Here is a 15,616-nt window from a genome sequence, read left to right on the forward strand (position 1 = left end):
GGCTGCGGAAATTACCTGGGCGCGCCGACCTGTGCGAGATGCGGGCCGGTGCCGCCGTCGACGATTTCGGGAACCGAGCTGTCGACTGCGCCGGTCCAGCCGCCGCCGAGCGCCTTGGCCAGCGCCACGTAGTTCTTCGCCAGAGTGGCGCGACTCGCGAGCAGGCTGTCCTCGGCAGTGAATTGCGAGCGCTCGGCATCGAGCACGTCGAGGAACGTGCTGGAGCCGGTCTGGTAGAGCGAGCGCGACAGCCGTGCGGCCTCGCCATAGCGCCGCGCCGACTCGCTCAGGCTGCGGATGCGGATGCGCTCCTGGCCGAGGCTCACGATGGCGTTCTCGACGTCCTCGAGCGCGCTCAGCACCGCGCTGCGCCAGGCGACGTGGTATTCGTCGCGCTGCGCTTCCGCGACCTCGACGGCGGCCTGCAGCTTGCCGCCGTTGAAGATCGGCACCGACAGGCTCGGACCGATCGACCAGCCGATCGTCGAGCTCTTGCCGAGATCGCCGAGCTTCAACGCCGTGGTCGAGACCGTGCCGGTCAGGCTGACATCCGGGTACAGCGCAGCCGTCGCCTGTCCGATCTTGGCGGTGAACTGCGCGAGCTGCCGCTCCGCCTTGCGCACATCGGGGCGCATGACCAGCACGTCGGCCGGGATGCCCTTGGGCAGCGGCAGGCGCGGCGACGGGATCGGAGTCACCAGCGACAGGCGGAGGTTCAGCGCCGTCGGGTCGCGGCCGAGCAGCACGCCGAGCCGATGCACAGCCTGCTGATAGCTGCTCTCATAGGTCGGGATGGTTGCTTCCGTGCTGGCGGCCAGCGCGCTCGCCTTGGCGGTGTCGACGGCCGAGGCCGAACCGGCATTCTGCTTGCGCTCGGTCAGCGCCGCGGTCTCGCGCTGCGAGGCCGCGGTGCGCCGCGCCAGCGCCGCGCGCGCCTGATAGGCGCGCGCATCGATGTAGTTGGAGGCGACGTCGCCGACCAGCGTCAGCAGGGTCGCGCGCAGATCGTCCTCGGCGGCGTCGACGCCGTAGCCGGCGGCTTCGACGGCGCGGCGGTTGGCGCCGAACAGATCCAGCTCCCAGCTCGAATCGAAGCCGGCCTGGTACTGGCTATAGGCGGTCGGAGCGATCGCGATGCCATTCGTGGTGCTGCCGGCGCTGCGGGTCTCCGTCGCCGTGCCGGTGCCGCTCACGGTGGGGAACAGCGCGCCGACGGCCTGGCGCTGCGTCGCCCGCGCCTCGCGGATGCGCGCCTTGGCGGCGGCGACGTCGAGATTGCCGTCGACCGCTTCGCTGATCAGCTGATCGAGCAGCCCATCGTGGAGGTTGCGCCACCACTGCGCGAGCTTCAGCGTCTGCGCCGGCTGGTTGCGGTCGCTGCTCCAACGTTGTGGCACGCCGAACTCCGGCGTCACGTAGTCGGGGCCGACGGCGCAGCCGGCGAGCAGCGGCGTGGCGAGGCAGAGTGCGAGCAGGACGGGCTTCACGGCGGCTGATACGATCGCGGTTCGAAAGGAGGCCGCGCAGGCTGGTCGGCCACGCCGCAGGACTTCCCCGTTGATGTTTGTTTGATGCACAGAGCCTAGGCAGGTTAACGATTGCGCAGGGTTAAGTCGCGTGAAGAAATGTTTCCGCCTTAACAATACAGCTTACTTTCGCCACGATCGCGCGTCGCTTCGGGCTGTTCTTTTCGGCCAAAATCGACCATGTTCCGCGCATGATGTCGTCACACAATACCGTCGTGGCCGCAGACGCAAACATGCCGGCCGCCGCGCGGATCCTCTGCGTCGAGGATGATCGCGAGATCGCGGCGCTGCTCACCGAGCTCCTGCAGGAGCACGGCTTCGCGCCGCGCTTCGTGTCGTCGGCGGCCGCGATGAACGACCTCCTGCAGCGCGAGCAGGTCGACCTCATCATGCTCGACGTGATGCTGCCGGACGACGACGGCATGAGCATCTGCCGCCGCCTGCGCCAGATCTCGACCGTGCCGATCATCATGGTGACGGCGAAGGGCGAGGACATCGATCGCATCCTCGGCCTCGAGCTCGGCGCCGACGACTACGTCGTCAAGCCGTTCAATCCGCGCGAGCTGGTGGCGCGCATCCGCGCGCTGCTGCGCCGCTCGCAGCTGCACCCCGCCGTGATCGCGGCGCGGCAGGCGGCGATGACCTTCGACGGCTGGCGCATCGAGCCGGCGACGCGCACGCTGTTCGATCCCGACCGCGTCAAGATCACCTTGACCAGCGCGGAGTTCGACATCCTGCTGGCGTTCTGCCGCAACGCCGGCCGCGTGCTGTCGCGCGAGCAGCTGATCGAGCTGGCGCATGGCGGGCAGGCCGGGCCGGTCGAGCGCAGCATCGACGTTCACATCAGCCGCATCCGCCAGAAGATCGAGCCCGGCGCCAGGAGCTGGACCCTGATCAAGACCGTGCGCCTCGGCGGCTACGTCTTCACGCCAAGAGTCGAGACCATCGATGACGCCTGATAGCAAGCCGTGCCCGCGCCTCGGCCTCACCACGCAGATCGTGACCCTGGCGTCGCTGTCGGTGCTGTTCGGCATGGTGCTGATGATCGCGGCCGCGCTGCTGTTTCTCGATCCGCCCGACGAGCAGGAATCCCCGGCCTACGGCATCGCGCGCGTCGCCGAGGCGGTGCACTTCGTCCGCGCCGCGAACGACCCCGTGGCCGTCGAGAGCAGCCTGTCGAGCCTGCGCAGCTCCGGCATCCAGGTCGAGCTGGTGCCGCTGAGCTCGCTGACACTGCTCGCCAAGCCGGTCAGGGACGTGCCATGGACCTCGCGGCTGGCGCGCCGCCAGCTCAGCGTGCTGCGCGATGTCACCTTGCTCCACGGCGTCGGCTATGGCGCGGCGCCGCCGACCCAGATCATCGTCCAGGTCGACGGCGAGCGTGCGCTGGTGTTCGACGACGTGCCGCGGCTCGAATTCTGGTCGATGGTGCTGAAGCCGGCGGCGGTGTTCCTGTTCCTCATCCTGATCCTGGGCGTGCTGCTGTCGATCTACGCGGCGCGGGCGATCATCCGGCCGCTGTCGGAGATGGCGCGCGCGGCCGCCGCGTTCGGCCGCTCGCCGGGTGCGCAGGAGCCGCTGAGCCGGCGTGGCCCGCGGGAGATCGCCCAGGTCGCCGAGGCGCTGAACGAGATGCAGGCGCGCATCCGCGCGCTGCTCGACGACCGCACGCGGATGCTGGCGGCGATCAGCCACGACCTGCGGACGCCGCTGACGCGGCTTCGGCTGCGCTCGGAGCGCATCGCCCAGGGCGAGATGCGCGGCGCGATGCTGCGTGACATCGACCAGGTCAGTCGTATGCTCGACGAGACGCTGGACTATCTGCGCGACGACACCAAGGCCGAGCAGCCGGCGCGGATCGAGCTGTCGAGCCTCCTGGAGACGATCTGCTGCGACTTCGCCGATGTCGGCCACGCCGTCAGCTTCGATGGACCGTCGCGGCTGGTCTGCGAGGGCCGGGCCCGGGCGCTGTCGCGCGCCGTCACCAACGTGGTCGAGAACGCCGTCAAGCACGGCAGCGAGGTCGTGGTCAGCCTGTCGACCCTGGCCGACGGCATGATCGCGATCGAGGTCGCCGACGACGGTCCCGGCATTCCGCAGGCGCTGCAGGCGCGCGCGCTGGAGCCGTTCGTCAAGCTCGACCAGGCGCGCTCCGCCGGCGGCTTCGGCCTCGGCCTGTCGATCGCGCAGGAGATCATGAAGAAGCATGATGGCGGCATCGCGCTGATGCCGAACGCGCCGCGCGGCCTGCGGGTGCGGCTGTCGCTGCCGCTGCGCGTCGCGATGCCCGCGGCGATCCCCGCCAAGGTGGCGTAGCGGGCGCCACGCGCAGGAAACCCCGCCGGTGCTGATCCCGGCGGGGCCTTTGCGTTCGCCGATGTCGAGGGATGGCGGTCAGCTCACGCGCTTCCAGGTCTGGCCGCCGCAGAACAGGCCGCCGAAGGCGCAGCCCTGGACCCGCAGCGTGCTCGGATTCTTCAGCACCACGGTGGAGTCGTAGTTGCCGCCGCCGTCCGGATCGTGGATGCGGCCGACCCACTTGCTGTCCTTGCGCTTCATGTTGATCAGGATCTTCTCCCGCGTCTTCTCGGCAAAGCCGCAGATGTTGGCGCCGCACGGCTCGATCACGACGTTGCCCTTGCCGCCCTCGGTGGCCCACAGGCCGAGCGGCGAGTTCGGATCGGCTGCCGGCGCCGGCGCCGGAGCCGGCTGAACTGCGGCAGGCGCCGCGGCAACCGTGACCGGCGCGGGTGCTGGCGCCGGCTGTGGAGCAGGCGCGGTCGTAGCGACCGGAGCCGGCGGCACCGGCATCTGCACCGTCGTGGATGGCGCGGCGGCAGCGGGCGCTGCGGGAGCCGGCTCGGCCGCGGCTGGCGTGGCGGCGACGGGCGCCGGCGCGTTGACGACCGGCGGAGCCGCCACGGGCGCCGCTGCGGCCGGAGCGCCGGTCGCAGGCGCGCCGCTCGCCGGCGCATCGTCATCGTCGAGCTTGGAGGATTTCAGCCCGCTGAGGTCGATGCCGGACACCTGCAGGCAGGACAGTGACTGGCAGTTGCGCGGCACGGTGACGCGGATCTTGTGCCCGTCGAAATTGAACGCGATCGAGCTGCCGGCCTGCGCGGCGCTGCTCGCGATCAGAACGGCTGCTGCGGCCAGATACACGGTCTTCATGAATGAGCTCCCTCGGACGGCGTCGTGAACCTGAGGGAACTCTTAGACGCGGGCGACCGCGCGATCTGTGACGAGGGTCACAGCCGGAGAGCCGAAGAGACGATGGGGCCGGGGCCGCACGCGGCCCGTCAATTGATCGATCGGATCGCGGCGATCAGATCATCCCGACGATGATCGCGCCGACAAATGCAAACACGACATACGTGACCACCATGCTCAGCCGATCGGCAAGGCTCATGGGACGGCTCCCGTTTTCGCATCGCTCGCGCACCTGGCGTGCGCTGGCTCTTGACGCCTGCGCTCCGCAGAGCGCGCGCCACACATACAAGATCGGCATCGGCAAAAAAGACAGCGCGGCTGTCGCTTCCCCGTAAAACGACTGCCTTTCACGTCGCGATGGTTTGCGTGCCGTAAAGGGACGGCATTGACAGGTCCTTAAGCAAATTGCCGCAAACCTCTGCATATGACGCGCGGAGTTCGTTTGTATCTCGTCGGCTCCATCGTCCTTGTCTCGCTTGCGGGTTGCGGCCGTGGATTTTTCCAGGAGCGCGAGCCGTGGCGGGCCGAGGCCGAGATCGCCTGCCTGAAATCGGGCGCGGTGAAGGAGAGCGCGGACATCGTCCGCATCGACCCGATCACCGGCCCCGGCATGTGCGGCGCCGACTATCCGCTGAAGGTGGCGGCGCTCGGCGAATCGACCGCGAGCTACGGCTTCGCCGACGAAAGCCTGCGTCCGCCGGCCGCGATCGGCGGCCAGCCGCGCTGGCCGATCAACCCGCCGCCGCAACGCTATGCCCCGCCTGCGACCTATCAGCCGCAGGCCGCGCCGCAGCCGGCCTATCCGTCGTCGAACGCGGCCTATCCTGGTCCGGCATCGCCGTCCTACGGCGCCCCGCCCGGCGCGCCGCTGCAACTCGAGCCACCGGCCGGCGAGGACGACGTCAACCAGCCGGCCGACGCGTCCTATCCCGCCGCGCCCTATCGCGGGCAGCCTGCCGGGCGCACCGCCTATCCGCAGCAGGAAGCACCGCCGCGGCTCGGTCCGTCGCGCGATCCGGTCGGCACCGTCGGCCCGGTCGCGGTGAAGCCGACCGCGACGCTCGCCTGTCCGATCGTCTCGGCGCTGGACCGCTGGATCGCTGAATCGGTGCAGCCGGCGGCGCAGCGCTGGTTCGGCACCAAGGTCGTCGAGATCAAGCAGATCTCGGCCTATTCCTGCCGCGGCATGAACGGCAATCCGAGTGCGCACATTTCCGAGCATGCCTTCGGCAACGCGCTCGACATCTCCGCCTTCATGCTCGCCGACGGTCGCCGCATCACCGTCAAGGACGGCTGGATCGGCCTGCCGGAGGAGCAGGGCTTTCTGCGCGATGTCCAGGGCGGCGCGTGCCAGCAGTTCACCACGGTGCTGGCGCCGGGCTCCAACGTCTATCACTACGACCACATCCATGTGGACCTGATGCGCCGCGCCAGCCGCCGCCTGATCTGTCAGCCGGCCGCGCAATCCGGCGAGGCGGTGGCGGCGCGCGCGCAGCAGCGGCGCTACGGCTACGGCCAGCGCGGGCCGGACGTCACCAGCTCGATCCCGCCGCGCAAGCAAGCCAAGTCGATTGGTCAGTTGATCAACGAGGAAGACGAATTCCGGGACGATTGAGTGGCAATGGCGAATAGCGCGTCGCATCTCCCGGCCCGACCATCTCCTCACTCTTTGTCATTCGCTTCGCGCTGTGCGCGGCTGTGGATTTCTTTCGCCGTCAGCCGCGCCTGAAGGCGCTCTGTCCCGCCCCGAAACGGAAACGCCGATGTCGCGCGCTGCGCATTAGGAGTCCGTTGACCAGTTTTGCCGTCCGCCATTGGCCGACACTAGACCTGCCACAGTCGCCAGGAACAAGGCGCGCGGGGTTCTGGTTGCTGCCGGATTGGGAGAGGCGGAGATGGCATCGTATCGCATCAAGGCGATTGGGGCGGGCTTCGAGGTCGGCACCGCCGAGCAGGCTGTGCTGGTCTGCCGCTCGCTGAAGACCGCCCGCCGCGCCGTCGCCGATGCGCAGCGCCTGGAGCGGATGCCGCCGAAGCCGATCCCCTGGCGTGTGCCGCCGGAGCCGGCGACCGCCGCTGGCGGCGCGGACGATGCCGCGCGCAGCGAGGACAAGGACATCGAGATTCCCGTCGTGTCGGATGGCCCGCCTCTGTGCTGCTGACTGGATCATGATGCGATTCCACGGAATCGCATCATGATCTCATCTCCTTGTTTGAGCATGATCTCCGCGCAAACGCCTTCGGCGTTTGTCGCGAGGGAAAACCGGTTTCCACTTTTCCGGATCATGCTCTAACCGGCGCGGAAGCGGCAGAACTGGAACTGCTGCGTCGCGCCCCACGGCGTGCGATGCGCCTCGGTGCAACTGTTCTCGAGCGTGAAGGCAGGACCCAGCGTTGCGGCCAGGCTGTGGGCGTCGTAGCGCACGATCGGCAGCCCGCTGCACTTCTCCGGACCATCGGGCGCGAACGTGCCGATGATGACGGCCCCGCCGGGCACCACCGCCGCGCGCAGGCGATCGACATAGGCGGCGCGGTCTTCAGGTGCGGTGAGAAAATGGAAGGCGGCCCGATCGTGCCAGACGTCGTAGCGCGCGTCCGGCGTCCAGGTGGTGACGTCGGACGCGATCCACGTCACCCCGGCCGCCGCGGCGCCGAGCCGGCCGCGCGCCGTCGCCAGGGCGGCGTCGGAGATGTCGAGCACGCTGAGCGCGCCGTAGCCGGCCGCGAGCAGCGCATCGACCAGCCGCGAGGCGCCGCCGCCGATATCGATGATCCGCGACGCCGCCGTCGCACCGGCCTCGCGGATCATCCGCAGCGACGTCGCCGGATCGTCCTGGTACCAACTCACCTCGGTCTCGGCCTTGGTGGTGTAGACGTTCTGCCAATGGCTGGCGCGGTCGGGCATGGTATGGCCGTTTGGTGCAGAGGAGGCTCATCCTATCATGAGTTCGCAATATCGTCGCAGGCTGCGAATGCTGCACGAAGAAATCCGAGCGGTCTGAGATGTAACGCAGGCTCTTGCGGCGAGGACGGTGGGCTCCCTCTCCCCGTTCTTTACGGGGAGAGGGTTGGGGTGAAGGGCAGACGCACGGGAAGCGCACGTGGATAGACCTGTAGCCCCTCACCCGGATTGCATCTGACGGATGCAATCCGACCTCTCCCCGCAAGCGGGGAGAGGTGGGGCCGCTGCGAGCTATGTCGTCTCAAGAAATATTAGTACAACTTTCTCGCGCTGACCTCAAAACGTCCCTGCTACCGTCACCCGGAACGTCAGCGGCTCGATCGGGTGCAGCACGCGGTCCATCACGCCGGTCTGGCAGACCTGGGCCGGCATGGTCGACGTCCCCCCGCTGGGATAGCACGCCTGGTAGAGCTGGTCAGTCGGCAGCAGCGAGCCGTAGCCGTAGGAGATCTGGTTGGCCTTGGTGTTGAGCAGGTTCAGCACGTCGAGCTGGATGCGCCAGCCATTGGCGTCGCGGAAGCCGATGCGGCCGTTGAACACGCTGGTCACGGTGGAGCGGAAATAGTTGTCCTCGGTCAGCGGCGTCGCGCCGAGATAGCGCCAGCGCAAGGACCCGAACCAGCCGGTCTTGTCGCCGAGCGTGATACCGGCGGAGGCGATCATCGACGGCGCGTTGGGGATGTAGTTGCCCGGTGCATTGCCGAGCTGGGCCTGCGGGTAGCCGGCGAGCGAGGCGTAGACCGCCGCCTGATCGGCGTTGTCGCCGACGAAGCGCGCATGCGTCATCGCCAGATCGGCATCGATGTCGATCCACGACGCCGGGCGATAGTGGTTGGTGAGCTCGAAGCCGTAGCGCCGGCTCGGCCGGCTCGCCTCGGTGTCGCCGGCGTCGCCGGAGAACAGGATCTCGGAATCCTGGTTGAGCATGAACACGCTCAGCGACGAATCGAGTCCCGGAATGATGCGCGTACGCACACCGACCTCGGCGCCCTTGGTGCGTACCAGCAGCGGCGAGGAGGCGAGCTTGTTGGTCGGATCGGCGGGATCCTCGGTCGTGGTCGCGCCACGGGCGTCGTTGCTGTGCATGCCGTAGCCGGCGCCAAGGAAGAACTCGGTCTTGTCGAACGGCCCGATCACCATGCGGAACTTCGGGCTGCCGAGGCTGGCTGCGGCATCGCCGGTGTTGTTGCCATTGGTCAGCGAATACACGTGGGTCTGATAATAGTCTCCGCGATAGCCGACGGTGGTGCGCAGCCAGTCGGTCCAGCGCACCGTGTTCTCGACATACAGCCCGACGCTGCCTTCGCCGACCTTGTCGGCGCGAACGACGCCGGTGCTCAAGGGATCGATGTCGGAGAGCAGCACCCGCTGGCGGGTGTTGGTCAACGCCAGCGCGATGTCATCGTAGCGCGTCTGGACGCCGAACGTCGTCTCCATTGGCCGGCCGGCAAAGCTGCCGTTCAAGGTGCGCGATGCGTTGGCGCCGAGCATCAGCCGGTCGTCATGCTGGTGAAACTGGTCGCCGTAGGTCGGGTTGCTGAGCGCGTAGGTGAAGTTGTTGTAGAGATCGAGCTGGCTCTTCACCGCATAGGCGTTGGCCTTCCAGGAGCCGGCCTCGTCGGTGCCGGCGATGCGGCCCGACAGCGCGAAGCGGTTGGTCTTGCCGCCGTCGGTCGGGTCTTCGGAATCGTAGCGCCCGAGTGTTCCCGAGGTGATGGCGCGCTCCGGCACCTGGTCGGTCGAGGTCCAGCGGTTCGCATAGGCCATGCCGGTGATCGAGAAGCCGTCAGTCGCCGTGCCCTGCGAGTAGCGCACCAGGCTGTTCAGCTTCTTGGCGTCGTCGGGCGTGGTCCAGGGACCGTCATAGCGGCCGGCCTCGCCGGCGATCAGCAGATGGCCGTCGCCGACATGCACCGAGTCCATGCCGAAGAAGCGGCGATAGCCGAAGCTGCCGGCCGTCATCTGTGCGATCGCCTTCGGCACGCTGTCCACCAGGCCGATATGGACGCTGCCGACCGAGGCGAAATCGCCTTCGTCGGCGAAGTAGGGGCCCTTTCGGACGTCGACCCGGCCGATCGTCTCCGGCATCAGCCAGTTGAGATCGGCATAGCCCTGGCCATGCGCATGGGTGCGCATGTTCACCGGCACGTCATCGACGAACAACGCGAGATCGGTGCCGTGATCGAGATTATAGCCGCGCAGAAAATACTGGTTGGCTTTGCCTTCGCCGGAGTGCTGCGTGACGATCAGGCCGGGCACGGCTTCGAGCACCTCGCCGGGCCGCGTGGCTGGGCGGGCGTTGATCTCCTCGCCTGATATGACGACCTCGCTCGCCATGCCCTGCGGGTGCGGCGCACCGGAGCCGGCACTGGGCGTGCCGGATGGGGGCGTCGCTGCCGCGGCTGTCGCGGCCGGCGTCGCTCCGATGCGCGGGCGTAGTGCATCCGAAACCGGCCGCTGTGCCGTGCGTCGCGCCTGCGGCTTGGGCTTGGCGGTCCGTTTGGGCGCATCCACATCGACTGTCGGCAGCTCTGCGGGGGGCCGTTCCGGATGTGCCTGTGCCTGATGCGCCAAGGCCGCCATCAGCACGCCAACACTCGCCCCACACCACCGCATCGTCACGCCCCTAGAACTCGCCACAGGGCATGCATCATCAACTGCCGCGCGCCTTCGTTGGCCCGCGACATGCTCGCTTGGATCGCCCCACTGTCGAATGTTAAAGAACGCTAAGGTGACACCGGTATGATGTCAACGTGAATACATCATACTCATGCGGTGGATAGGCGCTTACCGCGCAGCTCAGGGAGACGGGACATGCAGCGCCTGACGATCACGATCGACGACGACCTGCTCGCCGAGGTCGACGCCTTCATGGCCCGGCGCGGCTACGACAACCGCTCGGAGGCGTTTCGCGATCTGCTGCGCAGCGGCCTCGAAACGGCCGATTCCGGCGCCAGTGACAGCCGTCCCTGCATCGCGACGCTCAGCTACGTCTACGACCACGCCGCGCGCGAGCTGCCGAAGCGGCTGACCCAGGAGGCGCACGACCATTCCGGCCTCGCCCAGGCGACCCTGCACGTCCACATCGACCAGGAGAGCTGCCTCGAGGTCACCGTGCTCAAGGGCGAGCGGGCGGAGGTCAAGGCCTTCGCCGACCACGTCATCGCCGAACGCGGCGTCCGCCACGGCCACGTCGCGCTGATGCCGATCGAGGCGGCGGCGGGGCATGGGCACGCGCATAGCCATTCGCACAGTCACAGCCATTCGCATTCCCACACGACGAAGAGCGGCAAGAAGTAGAACCCGCCTGGTGCCACGCACTCCGCCGTCATGCCCGCGCAGGCGGGCATCCAGTACGCCGCGACCCATCGATGTCATGACCGCCGCCTCGGAGTATCGGATCGCCCGGTCAAGCCGGGCGACGACATTTGACTTTGTCTGAAATGACCTGCCACGTCGCCTCGGCGGTAATCCTAAGCCTGAAGGACGCTATTACGGCTTGCAAGCCAAATCTGTGCTCACAGGAGAGGCTACAATTGGAGGTAGCCCTTTCTTAGTTCGTGCATTGTTAAAAAAGAGATCGCCTGAATTGGGTCCCACATGGATAACGACAGCTGCGGGCGGGGCAGAATCCGGCCAGTCTAAAGCGCTTGAGCCATTCGGATGTTGAATATTCCAGATGTTGTCCGGAGTGGCAAAACGTTCGCGCTGCTTTTCCAGAGTCATCGCTCCCATAACACGTACGCTGGTTATCAATTGCGCGCTAAGTGCGTTACAAATGGCGACTGCCGCTGCTCGTGGTTCAGTAGCAGTTGCGGGGTATAAAAATTTCACCCAGATCCCGGTGATAAAGGAAATTGGCTGGTTCACAATGGTGCGCGGCGGCCAACCTGCCTGCCTAAATGCGGCATCCAGATCTCGTGCAAAATACTGCGAGTTTGGGTCAGGCTCCGCTTCTATCACAACCGATACCGGCGATACGCCTGCGAGGTCGCCCCAAAACTTCATGTATTCCAATTGGGGAGGCGTTATTGAATCCAGGAAATCTGATTGCCGCTTCTCTAGGTTGGTTTCGGCTTCTGCAATCTTCCTTAGGCGCTCCTGCGCGGCTTTGGCCGTCTGGCTTGCCGTCTCGGAGAGTTGTTCGGCGTCGCCTGCCTTCTTGGTGAGAGCCAAGATTTCCGATTTTTGGTCAACTAGGCCGACAGTATCGACAACAAACAGCAGGGCAGCGATCAGCGCTTCGAGCGCAAGACTGCGGATCAGTAGTTTCTTGCCAAATTCAAGGGTGCTTGTGTTCTCTTCGAGAGCAACGCCCCACCAAACGCCGACGTTGCAACCGATCAACAAGACCGCAAGTGCAATTCGTATCCAATCTAAGTTGTCTAGTACCGACATGATCTACATCAGAGTGCTGTGAGTTGTCTTGTCCATTCTGCCTTAATAACTTACGTCTTTTTATTTGGAGGCGTCGACAAGCATTTGGAGAAATTCAAGCGTTAAGGATGGGGGCACGCGTCGCTCGATGGCGGTGCTTTGCCCACCCCTGCCCACAGTCAAGCACTCCTTTGCCATCCCGCGCAGGCGGGCATCCCGTATGCCGCGGCCCATCGATTTCATTACAGACTCCGCGGCGAACTGGATCGACTGGTCAAGCCGGGCGATGACGATTGAGGTTGTGGCGCATACCCTGCCCACTTTCCGTAATTGCGAGGCCCCTTGCGCCGACCTGTCCGCCGAAGCCAATCGGGCGTAGGCGGAAGCAATCGAGAGTCTTGATGCGGCCTTGGATCACTTCGCTGTCGCTCGCGATTGCGACGCTGCCAGGGTGCTCGCATGGACTCCAGCGACAAGCGTGACTCGATTCCCGGATATCGCTGTGCTCGTCCGTACGACGGTCTGTCGCTCGCGATGACGGGCTGCGCCACGCTCGCGCACCACAAAACCATCTGCGCGCAAAAACTGATTTCATCAGTCCGCTCAAGCTGATTTGCCCTGTCCAGTCCCTCGCGCAAAAATTTTTATCTTCCATTTTTCCGAATTTCATGGTTGTCTCCCTCCATCCCGCCTCGATCGAAGAGGGACGTTTCGCGGTCGTCACGAGCGTTGGAGGCGGGGAGCGGTGGCCTGTCGGCGCGCAGCGCGCTTTATCGCGAGCGGACGAACGCGACCGGCAGGACGATGAAGTCGTATGGTCCTGGCGCCCCGATGCTGGCGCTAAGTCGTTCGGTGATGAGCCGGACGGCGACGGTGGCTACAAGCCCGGACACCGGGGAGAGTACGTATAAATCGTAAGCCCATCGCGCAGGGAGGGCCGGGTGATCTCGGCTGAACCTGTGGTACCTGCCGCCTGCATTTTTTTGAGCAGGCGGGCCACGGGCGCGGCCAGCGCCCGGCCTTCCCTGCACCCTCCGATCGATCAGAGGGTGATCCGATTGCAAAGCTCGGGCGTCACCAGCCGCGAGAAGGAGAGCGCATGTCTCATGCTGACATATCTCGGGCTGACATGTCTGGCGCCGATATCTGTCGTGCCGACATCGGCGCGCGCATCGATGCGGTCAGCGGCGTCTCAACTCTTGATGCTGTAGGTCGCGAGGAACATGCGGACGGCGCTCGCCACCACCTTGTGCGTCTCGTCGGGCGAGGGGGCGGGGGCTCCCTGGAAGATGAAAGGCAGGAACAGCGTGGCCTGGCACATCAGCTGGAATTGCGATGCGGCGAGATGACAATCGTCGATGGTGAGCTCCCCGGCATCGACGCGGGCCTGCAGATAGGCGGCGAGCCGGCCGATCGTGCCCTCGATGACGCAATCATAGTAGCGCCGTCCCACCTCAGGCATGCGTTCGGCGATCGCCATCACGGTGCGGATCGCCGATCCGCCGCCGGGGCGGCAGACGACCGCGATCCAGGCGGTGCCGAACTCGTACAGCACGGTCGCGGCATCGCGGGCGGGATCGAAGCTGAAGTTCGAGGCGCCTCGATGCACGCTCTCTTCTTCGACGATCGCCTCGAACAGGCGGAACTTGTCGGCGAAGTAGACGTAGAGGGTGCCTTTGGAGACGCCGGCGACGCGCGCGATCTCGCCCATGCTGGCGCCGTCGAAACCCAGGTCCATGAACACCTTGCGGGCGCCCTGGAGGATCTGCCGGCGCTTCGAGGAATCGTCGTCCGACGTCGCCTGGGTGGTGGTGTGGTCCGGCTCAATCATTGGTTTAGGCTGTTCCCGAAGATTTGGCCGGTGCCAACGTCACAAAAGCATCTGCGCGGATATGTTGCGGTAGCGAAGATATAGATTGACCGAACGGTTCGGTCAATGGTAGATGTGGATTGACCGAACGGTTCGGTCGGAATTTTCGGGGCCTGGGTGGCCCCGCTGTCATGGGTGGGAGTCTCTGATGGCCGCTGCGAGAGACCAGGCTGTACGGGCGCGCCGTCCGGACGCTGATGAAGCGCCGGAACAGACGAGGTCTGAGCCGGTCCGGCCGCAGGCCAGCGACACGGCGCAGCGCAAGCCTGCTGATGCCAAGCCTGCCGACCTGAAGGCCGACGTCAGCACCGAGGCTCCATCCGAACGGCCCGCGCCGGCCGGCGCTCCCGCGGGCGCGAAGCCGCAGGCCGTGGCCGCCGCGGCTCCGAAATCCGGCAAGCGCAAGCGGGTGCTGGCCAGCATCGGCGTGCTGCTCGCGCTCGCCGCCGCCGGCTATGCCACGCACTATTATCTGGTCGGCCGCTTCATGGTCTCTACCGACGATTCCTACGTCCGCGCCAACAACACCATGCTGGGCGCGCGCGTCTCCGGGCACATCCAGGAGATCGTGCCGCGCGACAATTCGGTGGTCCGCAAGGGCGACGTGATCTTCCGCATCGACGACGGCGACTACAAGATCGCGGTCGACGCCGCCCGCAGCAAGATCGCCACGCAGGAGGCGACGATCGCGCGCATCGGCCGCCAGGTCGCCGCGCAGCAGAGCGCCGCCGAGCAGGCGCAGGCCAATCTCACCTCATCCGAAGCCGCGATGAAGCGCGCCGGGCTCGACTATGAGCGCCAGCAGGCGCTGAGCAGCAAGGGCTTTGCCTCGCACGCGACCTTCGAGCAGTCGGAAGCCGCGCGCGACCAGGGCATGGCCGCGGTCCGCGCCGCCCGCGCCGCGTACGACGCCGCGCGCGACAATGTCGAGGTGACGAAGGCGCAGCAGGTCGAGGCCCAGGCGCAGCTCGCCGAGCTCAAGACATCGCTCGCCAAGGCGGAGCGCGATCTCGAATTCGCCACCGTGCGCGCGCCGGTCGACGGCACCTTCTCCAACCGCCTCGTCAACACCGGCGACTTCATCGCGGTCGGCCAGCGGCTCGGCAACGTCGTGCCGCTCGACGAGGTCTTCATCGACGCGAACTTCAAGGAAACCCAGCTCCGGCGCATCCGTCCGGGCCAGCCGGTCACGATCAAGGTCGACGCCTATGGCGCGCGCGGCTTCAAGGGCGTGGTCGACAGCATCTCGCCGGCCTCGGGCTCGGTGTTCACCCTGCTGCCGCCGGATAACGCCACCGGCAACTTCACCAAGATCGTGCAGCGCCTGCCCGTGCGCATCCGCGTGCCGAAGGATGTGGCGCGGCAGAACCTGCTGCGCGCCGGCATGTCGGTCTACGTCACCGTCGACACCACCGACGCCAAGGATGCCGACACCGACGCCGACCTCGACGCATCGGCGACGGTGCAGGGGAAGTAGTTGGACAGGGAAAGTATTTTGAACTGATGCGAAGGCACGAGCTGTCGCGTCATCGGAAGTCAGCTCCCTCCCTCCTTGTGGGGGAGGGCTGGGGAGGGGGGTACTCCGGGCGAGACCGCCGTTGTGGGCCCCCTCCCCCAGCCCCTCCCCACAAGGGGGAGGGGAGCGCACCGGGAATGCGGCGCGGTCCTCGA

General features: G+C 66.5%; 13 protein-coding genes. 7 read left to right on the plus strand and 6 right to left on the minus strand.

Going from position 1 to position 15,616, the window contains the following annotated elements:
* Positions 1–11 precede the first annotated feature (11 nt).
* Positions 12–1,487: an efflux transporter outer membrane subunit gene (locus tag ACQR1H_RS06750; RefSeq protein ID WP_434839319.1), complete on the minus strand. Its 1,476-nt coding sequence runs from the start codon at positions 1,485–1,487 to the stop codon at positions 12–14.
* A gap of 230 nt (positions 1,488–1,717) precedes the next feature.
* Between ACQR1H_RS06750 and ACQR1H_RS06755 the strand changes: the two genes are divergently transcribed.
* Both ACQR1H_RS06755 and ACQR1H_RS06760 read left to right on the plus strand, forming a co-directional pair.
* On the plus strand, positions 1,718–2,485 hold the full coding sequence (locus ACQR1H_RS06755) for a response regulator (protein ID WP_434894432.1): 768 nt from the start codon (positions 1,718–1,720) through the stop codon (positions 2,483–2,485).
* A complete protein-coding gene (locus ACQR1H_RS06760) occupies positions 2,475–3,842 on the plus strand; it encodes an ATP-binding protein (RefSeq protein ID WP_316217742.1) in 1,368 nt (455 codons plus the stop codon). Before ACQR1H_RS06755 ends, ACQR1H_RS06760 begins: the two co-directional genes overlap by 11 nt.
* 78 nt (positions 3,843–3,920) lie before the next feature.
* Here the strand turns inward: ACQR1H_RS06760 and ACQR1H_RS06765 are convergent, their stop codons facing one another.
* Positions 3,921–4,697, minus strand: coding sequence for a DUF2147 domain-containing protein (locus ACQR1H_RS06765; protein ID WP_434894431.1), 777 nt, complete (start codon positions 4,695–4,697; stop codon positions 3,921–3,923).
* A 463-nt stretch (positions 4,698–5,160) separates the two neighbouring features.
* Here ACQR1H_RS06765 and ACQR1H_RS06770 point away from each other — a divergent pair, with 463 nt between their 5' ends.
* Complete coding sequence (locus ACQR1H_RS06770; RefSeq protein WP_434907323.1) at positions 5,161–6,351, plus strand: extensin family protein; 1,191 nt, start codon at positions 5,161–5,163, stop codon at positions 6,349–6,351.
* Positions 6,352–6,631: 280 nt separating this feature from the next.
* Positions 6,632–6,898, plus strand: a complete 267-nt coding sequence (locus ACQR1H_RS06775) for a hypothetical protein (protein ID WP_315802098.1) — start codon at positions 6,632–6,634, stop codon at positions 6,896–6,898.
* Between the two features lie 128 nt (positions 6,899–7,026).
* Here ACQR1H_RS06775 and ACQR1H_RS06780 read toward each other — a convergent pair whose 3' ends face one another.
* Together ACQR1H_RS06780 and ACQR1H_RS06785 are read right to left on the minus strand one after the other, a co-directional pair.
* Positions 7,027–7,641 carry a class I SAM-dependent methyltransferase gene (locus tag ACQR1H_RS06780; protein ID WP_316181692.1) on the minus strand — a complete coding sequence of 205 codons (615 nt, stop codon included), beginning with the start codon at positions 7,639–7,641 and terminating at the stop codon, positions 7,027–7,029.
* Positions 7,642–7,974: 333 nt separating this feature from the next.
* Positions 7,975–10,281 (minus strand): TonB-dependent receptor, encoded by a 2,307-nt coding sequence (locus ACQR1H_RS06785; RefSeq protein WP_434907383.1) that lies wholly within the window; start codon positions 10,279–10,281, stop codon positions 7,975–7,977.
* A 231-nt stretch (positions 10,282–10,512) separates the two neighbouring features.
* Between ACQR1H_RS06785 and nikR the strand changes: the two genes are divergently transcribed.
* On the plus strand, positions 10,513–10,998 hold the full coding sequence (gene nikR / locus ACQR1H_RS06790; protein ID WP_434907324.1) for a nickel-responsive transcriptional regulator NikR: 486 nt from the start codon (positions 10,513–10,515) through the stop codon (positions 10,996–10,998).
* Between the two features lie 192 nt (positions 10,999–11,190).
* Here nikR and ACQR1H_RS06795 read toward each other — a convergent pair whose 3' ends face one another.
* Positions 11,191–12,096 carry a hypothetical protein gene (locus ACQR1H_RS06795; protein ID WP_316181696.1) on the minus strand — a complete coding sequence of 302 codons (906 nt, stop codon included), beginning with the start codon at positions 12,094–12,096 and terminating at the stop codon, positions 11,191–11,193.
* Between the two features lie 438 nt (positions 12,097–12,534).
* Here ACQR1H_RS06795 and ACQR1H_RS06800 point away from each other — a divergent pair, with 438 nt between their 5' ends.
* Entirely contained in the window at positions 12,535–12,687 is a 153-nt protein-coding gene (locus ACQR1H_RS06800; protein WP_316181698.1) for a hypothetical protein, read from the plus strand.
* Between the two features lie 580 nt (positions 12,688–13,267).
* Here ACQR1H_RS06800 and ACQR1H_RS06805 read toward each other — a convergent pair.
* Entirely contained in the window at positions 13,268–13,906 is a 639-nt protein-coding gene (locus ACQR1H_RS06805; RefSeq protein ID WP_434889449.1) for a TetR/AcrR family transcriptional regulator, read from the minus strand.
* A 187-nt stretch (positions 13,907–14,093) separates the two neighbouring features.
* Here ACQR1H_RS06805 and ACQR1H_RS06810 point away from each other — a divergent pair, with 187 nt between their 5' ends.
* Positions 14,094–15,422 (plus strand): HlyD family efflux transporter periplasmic adaptor subunit, encoded by a 1,329-nt coding sequence (locus tag ACQR1H_RS06810; RefSeq protein WP_434907325.1) that lies wholly within the window; start codon positions 14,094–14,096, stop codon positions 15,420–15,422.
* Positions 15,423–15,616: the final 194 nt, after the last annotated feature.

It is taken from the genome of Bradyrhizobium sp. HKCCYLRH2015 (assembly GCF_051168215.1).
GTDB lineage: Bacteria > Pseudomonadota > Alphaproteobacteria > Rhizobiales > Xanthobacteraceae > Bradyrhizobium.